A 12117-nucleotide genomic window follows, 5' to 3' on the forward strand; every position below is an offset into this window, starting at 1 on the left:
TATTTAGCTCATACTCCATTGTATCCTGAGTTCAAGTGATAAAACGTCGCCAGTGTGATATTTAGCTTGTTTCCAGATGATTTCAATCAGATTCAGCTCGGGGTTGTAAGCAGGAAGATAAAGTAAAAGCATGTTGTGTTCTCGTAACCCGCGATTTCTGATTTTTTCCTCGCTCCCATGGTGAATACGCGCATTATCCAACACTAAAAATGTCAGGCGTTTTTCTCCTTGTTTGGCGACCTGCTAAAAAAATCAATCACATTAGCTCGTGTGATACTGCCTGACGTTGTCTGGTAAAACAGCGTGTTGTCCGTGTAATTTAACGCCCCCAGAACTGACCGTCTGTTATGGTCTTGAGGCTCAGTCTCATGGGGTTTACCCTGTGAATAGGGATATCAATCACATCACACTCATTAAAAATAGCGGATAACAAGAGTTATTTTTTCATACAATTACATTGGGTCGTGTGGTAATGAGCAACATAAATTGAGAGGTGCATGAATGATAACTCAGGATGAAAAAAAGCAAGTATCTGGCTGGTTTCCAACACTAATATTACCCAGGCCTGAAGATAGTCATAAAGGTACTTTCGGGACTCTGAATATTATCGGCGGGGCAGAAACTATGGGTGGCGCTTGTGTTCTTGCAGGTACCGCTGCGTTAAAAAGTGGGTGTGGGAAGGTTATTATCGGTTTTAATCAGGAACCCCTTGCTGTCCAACTGATAGATACTGTACCGGAATTGATATTGAATAAAGCAAGCCAGCTTTTTGAAGGCGAACTGCCATCTGCGTGGGTAATTGGTTGTGGGTTAGGGACTTCTGCTGAGGCGGTTCGTTTTATACAGAAAATGATCAACTATATCCATCACGGTGAAAAAGTACTGGTTGATGCTGATGGTTTAAATATTTTGGCAAAATTTCCAAGCAAAATTGCGCTTTCGGACAAAACTGTTATCACTCCTCATGCGAAAGAAGCATCAAGGCTGTTACAGACAGACTCCCAATCTATCCAGTCTGACAGGCTGGGTTCGGCACTGGCCTTGAGTGCCCGATATGATTGCTGGGTGGTACTTAAAGGTCATCGAACCGTAATTGCTGCACCGAATGGGCGAACGTGGGTAAATGAAACAGGTAATAGTGGCTTGGCGACTGCTGGTAGTGGGGATGTACTTTCCGGTATTATCGGGAGTCTGCTTGCTCAGAGTATTCCATTTGAGGAAGCGGTACGAGCAGGAGTTTGGTTACATGGTAAAGCGGCTGATATGCTGGTTGCGGATGGGATTGGGCCGATAGGTCTGACCGCCCATGAGATTATTGATTACGTAAGAAAGATAAGAAATCAAATAATTAGTTATTGATATATGATGGCTGAATTAAAAACTGACTATTAAGGAGCCGACGACAATGATGAAAAAAATACTGTTAGCTTGTACTCTCTTCGTATTTTCACAGGTATCATTTGCAGATGATGCAACTATTTTTGAGACAAAGACGTATCATATTGCTATTTATAGTTTTTGCCCTGAGGGGTATGTAAGTTGCGAGGATGTGGAGTCTGTTGTGACAAATAAGAAAGATCATACTTCACTGACAATGAAAGGACACACTATGAATAGAGATTGTGACACAGGGAGCTGTTCTTTCTATGGATATAGTTTTACTAATAAAAATATGAAATATACCATTTACCAACAAGGGATTTTATATATTTCAAAAAATGGAAAGTTGGTTTTTTCAGAGAATGGTGTATTTAATTATTGATTTTCAGTGTTATTAACTATGATCGTTAATGTATATTAGAAATATCACCAGTTTAATTGGTAACGTTACTTATTGCTTCTGCTTTATATAATGGTTTATTGTTTTTTTATAACTAAAAAAATATAATTAAATTAATTGATTAAGAGTTACCACTAAATTATATTAGCGACAATTCGTCTCATTTACGATTTGTTTATCAAATTTTTCTATTTGAAACCTAAAAAATTGTCAGTAAACTTAATATACTATTCCCTTGCATAAAGCCCCCCCTGCATAGTGCTTTTTATGCTGAAAATAATAAAAAGAGGTTGGTTACTTTATAAATCCTCAGTAACAACAAGAAATAGTAGTGTGCCGTTGTCGCTTACTATGAGTGATGTGGATCCATATCCACAAATAAAGTTAGATCCTCATAACATCATTATGTATTTACTAAAAAAAGCTGCTGATTGAGAGCAGGTAGGAATGTTTTTACTACTTTTATCGATAAATGAGATTAATTATGGAATTGTGATACTACGATGAAATTTATATAGAAATTTAACTGGTTGATTATCAAATTAGGAATTTAAAAACCTTTTTCTCATATCTGGTTTGATTGTTAAGGGGGAATGATGCTTTTCCACGTTATCAACAAAAATAATATTGTTGCACTTTCGTTAATATTGGGTGTTGTCGTTTTCTTTTTTTCTTTATCATATAATAACAGTAAATTGGGTATTATCGATTATGCTGATAGACATTGCCAGAAAAACACGGATTGTCTGATTGATATGAATAAAATCGTCCCTTTTGATTGGGATAAAATGTATATTATTGATAAAGGAATGGGGCATAAGGATATTGAGGATATTATCGGAGCGGCATTTAAAGGAAAAGCTAGTTTTTTTTATAAGATTATTTTTGTAAGAAACAAACAGGTAGTTTATGAAGATGAATATGATCCCTATATAAGATCTTATGAAAAAAAACTATTGAAACCAGACTTTCAGTATCCTTATGATGGTAAAGAAAATTATTTCAACTATTATGCGATCTCTAAAGATAATGCGATCCTTTCAATGAAGATTGAGAATAAACCACTCACAGATGACGATAAAGTTTACTATAAGCTATCTCCTTCTAATTCACAGCAGGTGAAAGAGAAAAATTTGTAAATATATATCCTACTATTGGTTGGTGCTTCAGTGCAGGTCTACTTCTTCTTTTTGGCCTGCACTTTTTTAATTTTATTTTTTCCTTTTTGTTCTGAACGGGCTTGTGAATTTTTTTGGGATGATGGCTTAGCAGAGGTTGGATTATTTTTCGGTTTGGAACGTTGCTCTTGTGCAGCTTTCAGGCGTCTTTCCCACTCGCAGGCTGCATTCAGGCTTTCCAGTGTTCTGGTTAGCCCGGAAATTAATCTTTCATCCATATCATTTTTGGCATATTGGAGCTGTTTCTCTAATGTTTTCTGTTTGTTTTCGCACCTAGCTTTAGTTGGTTTTGCATAGGCAATATTCATACTGAAAACGACTAATACAGCCAAGATCATAGTTTTCGACTTCATGAACTATTCCTAGTCTGATTTGAAATGCTTATTCAAAATTTTATATGCTGATCGGGATTTGTTCCTGAAAATTAGACGTTAGTTACAATTGATGAGGTGCAGAATGGAGGCTTTTATCTTTTTTCGCGAGAATGAGGCATAATGCTTTTTTGTTGTCTGATCAGCCATCAGGCAAGTTATCAATATTTCTCTCCCGGGGTTTGAAAATCGAATGCTAAGTTATCGTCATAGCTTCCATGCAGGCAACCATGCTGATGTGTTAAAACATACTGTCCAAAGCCTTATCATTGAGTCACTTAAGGAAAAAGAGAAGCCTTTCCTTTATCTGGATACCCACGCAGGCGCAGGCCGTTATCAGCTCAGTGGCGAGCATGCCGAACGTACTGGCGAGTACTTGGAAGGGATTGCCCGTATTTGGCAGCGTGATGATATTCCTCAGGAATTGTCAGGCTATATGAAAGTTGTGAAGGCTCTGAACCAGCATGGTGTTTTGCGTTATTACCCCGGTTCGCCATTAATTGCCCGTCACTTATTGCGCGAATATGATGAACTTAACCTGAGTGAACTGCACCCAAGTGATTTTCCTTTATTGCGTAGTGAGTTCTCCCGTGACAGACGCGCCCGTGTTCTGCGTGAAGATGGCTATCAACAGCTGAAATCAAAATTACCTCCTAAAACTCGCCGTGGGTTGGTGCTGATAGACCCTCCTTATGAGCTGAAGTCGGATTATCAGAATGTGGTTAAGGGTATTCTGGAAGGGTATAAACGTTTTGCGACGGGTACTTATGCGTTGTGGTATCCGGTTGTTCTACGCCAGCAGATTAAGCGTTTAGTTAAAGATTTGGAAAAAACCGGGATCCGCAAAATTTTGCAGATTGAGCTTGGCGTGCGTCCGGATAGTGATCAGCGCGGTATGACGGCATCCGGCATGATTGTGATCAACCCGCCGTGGAAGCTGGAACAGCAGATGAAAGCTGTGCTGCCTTGGTTACAGCAGGTACTGATCCCTGAAGGCACAGGGCATAACTCAGTAGAGTGGATTGTACCGGAATAAGACTATTTTTCAGCGTGATATTGCAGCATGGAGCATCAATTTGATAGCTCTAGCCTATGACAACGAAAGCCACAATCATCATGCATAGTGATAACTTTTTGTCATAATATACGTTACGATTAAATTGTAGTCAGTAGGTTAATTGATTAGACGGAAGTGCCTAAGATGAGTAAACATTACGATTATATTGCAATTGGTGGCGGCAGCGGTGGTATTGCCTCCATTAACCGTGCGGCTATGTATGGGCAGAAATGTGCCCTTATTGAGGCAAAAGCACTGGGTGGAACATGTGTTAATGTGGGCTGTGTACCGAAGAAAGTGATGTGGCACGCTGCCCAGATTGCGGAATCTATTCATCAATATGGCTCTGATTATGGTTTTGATGCCACTATCAATCGTTTTGACTGGAAAAAACTGATTGCCAGCCGTACATCCTATATTGACCGTATCCATTCTTCGTATGAGCGTGTGCTGGATAACAACAATGTTGATGTTATTCAGGGTTTTGCACGTTTTGTTGATGCGAAAACTGTTGAAGTGAACGGCGAAATAATTACCGCAGATCATATATTGATTGCGACTGGCGGCCGCCCTAAAAACCCGGCTATTCCCGGTGCGGAATACGGTATTGACTCGGATGGCTTCTTTGAGCTGGATGAAATGCCTAAACGTGTTGCTGTCGTAGGTGCTGGTTATATTGCGGTGGAAATAGCCGGTGTTTTGAATGCATTAGGTAGCGAAACGCATCTGTTTGTACGCAAACATGCCCCTTTGCGTTCTTTTGATCCGTTGATCGTAAATACATTGCTGGAAGTTATCAACAATGAAGGGCCGACTCTGCATACGGAAGCTGTACCAAAGGCTGTGATAAAAAATGCTGATGGCAGCCTGACTCTGCAATTACAAGATGGCAGAGAACAGACGGTTGATACTCTGATTTGGGCGATTGGGCGTGAACCTGCGACAGATAATCTGAATTTGTCCGCTGTTGGTGTGGCATTGAATGAATCAGGCTATATTCAGGTTGATAAGTATCAGAATACCAATATAAAAGGTATTTATGCTGTGGGCGATAATACAGGTGCTGTGGAGCTGACACCCGTTGCGGTAGCGGCAGGTCGTCGTTTATCAGAGCGTCTGTTTAATAATAAGCCGGATGAACATCTGGAGTATACCAATGTGCCAACAGTGGTCTTCAGCCATCCGCCAATCGGTACAATCGGCTTGACGGAGCCACAGGCAAAAGCCCAATACGGTGATGATCAGGTTAAAGTTTATACTTCGTCCTTTACCGCAATGTATACCGCAGTGACGCAGCACCGTCAGCCATGCCGTATGAAACTAGTTTGTGCTGGTGAAAATGAGAAGATTGTCGGTATTCATGGAATAGGCTTTGGTATGGATGAAATCCTGCAAGGCTTTGCCGTTGCCCTGAAAATGGGTGCGACGAAAAAAGACTTTGATAATACAGTGGCTATTCATCCGACTGCGGCGGAAGAGTTTGTTACGATGAGATAATTGTGTGGATGTCATAATATGTAGAATATACTGCATATATGGTATTTGGACAAAAAGACATTCCATCTTAGTCTTTGGCTAAGATGGATGTTCTCCCTGAGAATAATTTCATCATTACTGAATTTTTTATCTATTTATTAGTGGATGGAGTATCTTATTTTTCTTTGCTCTTATTGTCTTCAATTGCCTGATTCATAATAGCTTTTGCCATCCATTTTGCTATTTCAATAACTTGTTCATTATTAATCTTCCAAATATCTTTCAATACTAAAAAAATTTCTGATCCATAAATAATAGAAAAAGATTTTATTACCTTATCAATAATTTCAGGAGAGTAGGAGTTTTTCATCGGCAATGTTACCATTGATAAAGTTTCTTTTCGGTTCCCTCTTTCCAATTGTTTTTCTCTGGGCTTAGAAGATAAAGAGCGCCTTTCTATCCATTGTTGTAATGACACTTGCAATGCAGCTCTAAGTGCTACCTCATATTCAAACATTCGAGGATAAGCGAAATCCATCAATTCAGTTATCCGTTCTTCTGTCTTTTCACTTCTAGGTTGCCAGGTAAGAATTGGCCCTAAGCTAGTATTGACAGTAGCAGCAATCAGATCACTTTGTGTCGGGAAATAACGGTATGCTGTTGCTCGGGAAACGCCTGCTTTTAAAGCCAGTTCTGATATTGATGGCATTATCCCTTGCTCAAATAGAGTTAGAGCAGTGTTAATGAGTAATTGATAAGTACGCTTACGAGTACCTGTATAGTTCGGAAATGTGTGAATAGGCAGCATCACTGAGCCCTTTTAAAATTAAATTATTTTATTTTTTAATTGGTTATTATTTTTTGTAATTCAATCAACTTGTTGTTTTATATTAATATTATTATTGTCCTTGTGATCTTTCTCGTCTTTATTGATTAGATAAATTTTAAAATGAGACTGCAGTCTCATTATATATGATTGATAAATGATACTGTAGTCTCATAAAAATAGTTTCTTGCTTTTTACATCATGAGTTGTGGCGAGTAAAGGTCTTCTTATGAAAAAGTATCAAGGATTTGTCTATATTGCCGCAACATTGGATACTAAAAGTACAGAAGTTTTTTATGTAAGTGAACTAATAAAAAAAATCGGTCTTGTTGTCCGTATTGTTGATTTAACAACAAAGCCTAACCAGTTAGTTCATGAGGCAGATGTTCATTCAGAGATAATTGCAGGTTATCACCCTGATGGGAAACAAGCCGTATTTTGTAGTGATAGAGGAGAAGCTATTGCGGCAATGGCAATTGCTTTTCGTAATTATTTACAGCAACAAACCGATATTGCTGGGATTCTAGGGTTAGGTGGCTCTGGTGGCACAGCGTTGATTACCCTTGCAATGCAGGCTTTGCCTATAGGTTTACCAAAGCTTATGGTTTCAACGATGGCATCGGGTAACATCTCAGGTTATATCGGGGTAAGTGATATCTCTATGATGTATTCAGTTACTGATGTTTCAGGCCTAAACTTTATTTCTCGAAAGATCTTGAGAAATGCGGCTTATCAGATTGCTGGATCAGTTTATTTTAATGATCAGGAAGATATATATTTCCAGCAGAAACCAGCAGTAGCGTTAACTATGTTTGGAGTAACAACACATTGTGTCCAGCAAATTACTGCCAAATTAGAGAACGATTATGATTGTCTGGTATTTCACGCCACCGGGAGTGGCGGTAAAGCAATGGAAAAGCTGGTAGACAGTAATTTATTACATTCTGTGCTGGATATTACAATTTCTGAGGTATGCAATTATCTTTTTGGTGGTGTTTTGGCTTGTGATGAAGATCGTTTTGATAGTATTGCTCAGACAAAAACTCCATGTGTTATATCTTGTGGTGCACTAGACATGGTTAATTTTGGACACTCCTCGACAATACCTGAACAATATAAAAATCGTCAACTTTATCATCATAACGCACAGGTAACATTGATGAGGACGACTCGAGAAGAGAATCATCAATTAGGGATGTGGCTTGCTGAAAAACTTAACCGTTGTGAAGGGGAGATTCGTTTTATTATTCCAACAGGTGGTTTTTCTGCTTTAGATATTGAAGGTGGAGTTTTCTGGTCTCCAGATGCTAATAATGCTTTCATTCAGTCATTTTCAACTAATTATAAAATAACGGAAAAACGAAAACTTATTTTTAGTCCATACCACATCAATTCAACAGAGTTTTGTGAACAAGTTATTCAGTTACATAAGGAAATGATAAATAGCATAAAAGTTTAGTAATTTCTTAATAAATTAGTTAATCCCATTGTTCAATGATATTGATTCAATTAAATGTCGCGGTAAATAACATAATAATCAACTGTGTGAATTTATAATTAAAACGAAGATTTACTTTATTACCAACACCAGGCACGCCTGTGGAAATATCCACAGGCGTGTTTTTATTTATTGTTTAATTTATCAATTAACTTTATTATCAGATCGGTTTATTAATTAATTGGAAATTTTGTGCTCTTATTATAAAAATGATAGGAGATGGATGCACAGTTGTATGAGATAATATTCCCAGAAATAATATAAATAATGTCTTCAATAAACTAAGACTTATTTTTTCCGATGAGATTTGCTCTGTTAAATTATTTTAAGGATCTGTGATGTTTTCTAAAGAGTATTTAGTGGACGATCAGCACGTTGATTTTCAAGGTGTTGTTGATGGACTTTATTATCCGTTCTATCTGGAATGGACCCGGCATGCGTTTATGAAAGAAGCGTTAGGTCTGGATTTAGAAGAAGAATTCAAAGCCGGGCGGATGCACGTCATTATTGAATATAGTCTGCGTTTTAGAAAAAGCCTCCAGAAAGGGAATAAGATGGAGGTGACCTGCAAAGTCGCCAGAAATGAAAAACGTAACCGGATTAATTTTGAGCAGCAAATTTTGGTTGATGGCATTGTGTATGCTGATGCGACGTTTGTCGCTACTTGTTTAGTGAATGGGCGCCCGACTGTACCTGAAATTGTGATGAATGCGGTTGAAGACTAAAGATAATCGTGTCTATTCTGGCCTCTGATTAATAAGAGGCCACTCAACAAAAAAATCACAAACCCGGCGCTTTCCACAACGAGGTTGTCAGCCCATCATCGACGAGATGAAGTTGATCAGCATAGACTGCCTGCCAATCTTTTTTTGCTTTTTGATAAACATCCCAGTGGCCTGAGTTCGGCAGATATTCCCGCTCCCAGCGCACTAATCTTTCCCCGGTTTCCGGCATGGAGTCATATAATGACACCCCGACGCCTGCGGCGATAGCACATCCCAGAGCCGTAGCTTCTTTAACGACGGGAACTCTTACCGGTAATCCGGTGACATCGGAGAGGATCTGGCTCCAGAGTTTGCCTTTTGAGCCTCCACCAGCAAAAACCAGAGAATCTGGCTGAACACCCGAGAATGTCGCAACGATATCCAGATTACAGGCTGAGACGATAGCCGCATTTTCTTCCAGTGCTCTGAACAGAGTGGCTTTGTTGCATTTTTCCGGATCAATCGACAGGTTGAGGAAGGAAGGCGCAGCGTGATACCAAGATTTAAAGCGCATGACATCGGAGAAGATTGGCATTACACCATATGATCCGGCGGGAACCCGTGCCGCCATCTCTTCCAGCAGAGCGTAAGCATCAATACCCAGCCGCTCTGCCATCAGTTTTTCTTCGGCACAGAAAGCATCGCGGAACCAGCGCATGGTAAGGCCGGTGAAGAAGCTGATTGATTCTGCCTGTGCCATGCCGGGGATGACGTGAGGATTAATACGGATGTTCATGTTGGGGTCGGTCATCGGTTCCGGCAGGTTAACGACCTGCTGCCAGAATGTTCCGCCAAGCACTGCGGTTTGAGCGGGCCTGACAACACCAATACCAAGGCAACCGAGCTGAACATCTCCACCTCCCATAATGACCGGTGTTCCGCTGTCGAGACCACACTCTGCTGCCGCTTTGTTTGTTATGTATCCGAGTAATGTGCCTGTTTCTTTAACCGGAGAGAGAATATCAGAACGCAATCCGGCCATTTCCAGCAGGCTGGGGCGCCAGTCGCGGCTCACTAAATCCAACATGCCGGTTGTGCCTGCGTTGGATGGATCAACGGCCAGTTCACCACTTAGCATATAGGCCAGCCAGTCACTGATCATCGTTAACGTACTGGCTTGTCGATAAATGTCGGCACGGTGGTGAGCAAGCCATAATAAGCGGGGCATTGCTCCCAGCGCTAATGTCTGGCCCGAATAGCGATAAACATCATATTCAAACGTATTATTGTACAGCTCTTTCAGTTCACTGACTTCATGACTGGAACGGGCATCAACGTTGGCACATGCCCAAATGGGATCGCCGTTCCGATTGTACAGGACGATCCCTTCCCGCATTGAGCAAGCCGCAACTCCCTGAATTGCGCTGGCTGGTAGTTCAGCCTTTTGCAAGGCTTGCCGGATACATTGGCAGGTAAGTTGCCAGTTGGTTTGCAGATCAAATTCCATTGAGCCTGCGACATTCGGTACAGGCTGGTGCACCCATTCTGACTGCCCAACAGAGATTTGATTACCTTCCAGATCAAATATGACTGCACGTATACTGCCTGTTCCTGCATCAAGCGCCATCAGATAATTCCCTGATGAGTGAGCATGAGTGCGTTGGTTCATGATGCTATCCTCGTTTGTCGTTATCTCATTAGCCTGCTGGTTGTTGATTAAGGACTACGATATGGCACGGGAATTTATACTCTTCGTCTCTTTAAATTACCTCTTTGTTGGCTGCATTCCTTTGCTGCCGTGATATTGCTTGAAATCCATTGTGTATATTAGACAATCACATCAGCATCGCCCTTGCGGTTTTTTCTTCCGTGACCAGTGAATTAATATAGCCGCCTTTTAGCGCCGCAACGATGGCATCGGCTTTTTCAATTCCACCAGCGACACCAATCACATTCGGTATGGTTTTCAGCTCTGGTAGTGAGAGGCCGATCAGTTCCTGATGAATATCGATATCACTGACCAATTCACCTTCAGCATTGAAGAAGTAACCGAGAATATCTCCGATAGCGCCTTTGCGCCCGAACATCAGTTGTTCACCATCGCTGATATAGCCGGAACGCATGATGGTCGCCTGTTGCCTCTGGTTGATGGCGCCAATGCCGACAACGGCGATATCAGCAGCACAGGCAGTCAGTATGACATCCCGCACACTGCGTTCTTCACGGAATGTTGTGGCAACCTGCCGGGTTGATGCCCGAAGTGGTGCAGGGATGATGCTGACAGGGCAGTCTGCGTCAAGCTGGCCGATACCGGTCATATAAGAGCCAACACCACCGGATAGTGTTACCAGACGTACCTGTTGGGAGGAAATAAAACCGCTCAGATGCTGTAAAGTGCACATGGGAGCTTCACCAAAACCGATCGCCAGAAGCTGTCGGGGTTCAATCAGTGACATCAGTAGATGGGCCGCTCCGGTACCTAACCGGGTATTCAGGTTAATGCCTTCAAGGGCGGGAAGAACACGCACTTTATTCAGATTAAAACGTTTTTTCAGAGCATCTTCCAGCTCCAGACAGCCCTCATAGCGAGAGTTTATCTGAACGTGGATCACACCGGATTTCCGCCCTTTTTCCAGCAAACGGGAGACCTTAAGCCGGCTCAGACCAAGCAATTCACCGATGTCTCCCTGTGTCAGGCCATCGTGATAGTAAAACCAGGCAACCCGGGCCAGTAGTTCTTCTTCACTCATGTTGTTTCCTGAATCGCTGTTTTCTGGATAACTGTTTTCTGGATAACTATTTTCTGAATAGCTATGGCTGGTATAGCCATTACCCGAATAATGAAGATCCTCGGATGACACGTTTTTTTCTGATGCTGATTTTTTCTTGTTTGGTTTGATTGTCATAACAACTTATTTATTCCCTGAAAAAGAATTAAGCATGAAAGCCTCTGTCGTGCCAGAGGTATTCCACAAAAATTGAACATATCTTAATGAAGATCTAATTTTTTCATAAAATGTGATCAAAATTTTGCAAATATTTCATAATATGAATTAGAGTCATGAACAAAAGATTTTTAATCTTATAAATGTTCATATTGAGTATCGGAGTCAGTGTCAGAATTGGGACGGAAAGCAGCAGCAAAATCATAAACACCCTGAGGTAGCATGATGTCACAAAGCAATTCCGCCAATGATTCATTGCAAACTCATTTATTGCAAAGGCAT

Annotated in this window: 12 protein-coding genes; 7 read left to right on the forward strand and 5 right to left on the reverse strand. The window is 40.9% G+C overall.

Translation table 11 applies throughout. The annotated features are described in order from the left end of the window. Positions 1 to 3: 3 nt before the first annotated feature. Entirely contained in the window at positions 4 to 216 is a 213-nt protein-coding gene (locus Xsto_RS22190) for a transposase (protein ID WP_422646197.1), read from the reverse strand. Between the two features lie 285 nt (positions 217 to 501). On the opposite strand from Xsto_RS22190, the gene Xsto_RS12095 reads away from it, so the two are divergent. The 3 genes from Xsto_RS12095 to Xsto_RS12105 all read left to right on the forward strand — a co-directional run bounded on the left by Xsto_RS12095 (position 502) and on the right by Xsto_RS12105 (position 2919). After that, positions 502 to 1359, forward strand: a complete 858-nt coding sequence (locus tag Xsto_RS12095; RefSeq protein ID WP_099125210.1) for an NAD(P)H-hydrate dehydratase — start codon at positions 502 to 504, stop codon at positions 1357 to 1359. 46 nt (positions 1360 to 1405) lie between these two features. Continuing rightward, on the forward strand, positions 1406 to 1762 hold the full coding sequence (locus Xsto_RS12100; protein ID WP_099125211.1) for a hypothetical protein: 357 nt from the start codon (positions 1406 to 1408) through the stop codon (positions 1760 to 1762). Positions 1763 to 2376: 614 nt separating this feature from the next. Further along, the gene (locus Xsto_RS12105; RefSeq protein ID WP_099125212.1) at positions 2377 to 2919 is read left to right on the forward strand and encodes a hypothetical protein; all 543 of its coding nucleotides are present in this window, start codon (positions 2377 to 2379) and stop codon (positions 2917 to 2919) included. 38 nt (positions 2920 to 2957) lie between these two features. Here Xsto_RS12105 and Xsto_RS12110 read toward each other — a convergent pair whose 3' ends face one another. Next, positions 2958 to 3311: a DUF1090 family protein gene (locus Xsto_RS12110; RefSeq protein WP_099125213.1), complete on the reverse strand. Its 354-nt coding sequence runs from the start codon at positions 3309 to 3311 to the stop codon at positions 2958 to 2960. A gap of 211 nt (positions 3312 to 3522) precedes the next feature. On the opposite strand from Xsto_RS12110, the gene Xsto_RS12115 reads away from it, so the two are divergent. Together Xsto_RS12115 and gorA are read left to right on the forward strand one after the other, a co-directional pair. Next, a complete protein-coding gene (locus Xsto_RS12115) occupies positions 3523 to 4365 on the forward strand; it encodes a 23S rRNA (adenine(2030)-N(6))-methyltransferase RlmJ (RefSeq protein WP_099109429.1) in 843 nt (280 codons plus the stop codon). A 165-nt stretch (positions 4366 to 4530) separates the two neighbouring features. Next, positions 4531 to 5883 (forward strand): glutathione-disulfide reductase, encoded by a 1353-nt coding sequence (gene gorA / locus Xsto_RS12120; RefSeq protein WP_099125214.1) that lies wholly within the window; start codon positions 4531 to 4533, stop codon positions 5881 to 5883. Between the two features lie 154 nt (positions 5884 to 6037). On the opposite strand, the gene Xsto_RS12125 is transcribed toward gorA, so the two are convergent. After that, on the reverse strand, positions 6038 to 6670 hold the full coding sequence (locus tag Xsto_RS12125) for a TetR/AcrR family transcriptional regulator (RefSeq protein WP_099125215.1): 633 nt from the start codon (positions 6668 to 6670) through the stop codon (positions 6038 to 6040). A 247-nt stretch (positions 6671 to 6917) separates the two neighbouring features. Here Xsto_RS12125 and Xsto_RS12130 point away from each other — a divergent pair, with 247 nt between their 5' ends. Next, positions 6918 to 8147, forward strand: coding sequence for a Tm-1-like ATP-binding domain-containing protein (locus Xsto_RS12130; RefSeq protein WP_099109244.1), 1230 nt, complete (start codon positions 6918 to 6920; stop codon positions 8145 to 8147). 377 nt (positions 8148 to 8524) lie between these two features. Continuing rightward, positions 8525 to 8911, forward strand: a complete 387-nt coding sequence (locus Xsto_RS12135) for an acyl-CoA thioesterase (protein ID WP_099125216.1) — start codon at positions 8525 to 8527, stop codon at positions 8909 to 8911. A 55-nt stretch (positions 8912 to 8966) separates the two neighbouring features. Here the strand turns inward: Xsto_RS12135 and lsrK are convergent, their stop codons facing one another. Together lsrK and lsrR are read right to left on the reverse strand one after the other, a co-directional pair. After that, positions 8967 to 10559 carry an autoinducer-2 kinase gene (gene lsrK / locus Xsto_RS12140; RefSeq protein ID WP_099125217.1) on the reverse strand — a complete coding sequence of 531 codons (1593 nt, stop codon included), beginning with the start codon at positions 10557 to 10559 and terminating at the stop codon, positions 8967 to 8969. A 166-nt stretch (positions 10560 to 10725) separates the two neighbouring features. After that, complete coding sequence (lsrR, locus tag Xsto_RS12145; RefSeq protein ID WP_099125218.1) at positions 10726 to 11796, reverse strand: transcriptional regulator LsrR; 1071 nt, start codon at positions 11794 to 11796, stop codon at positions 10726 to 10728. Between the last annotated feature and the right edge of the window lie 321 nt (positions 11797 to 12117).

The sequence above is a fragment of the Xenorhabdus stockiae genome, assembly GCF_002632825.1.
GTDB classification, from domain to species: domain Bacteria; phylum Pseudomonadota; class Gammaproteobacteria; order Enterobacterales; family Enterobacteriaceae; genus Xenorhabdus; species Xenorhabdus stockiae.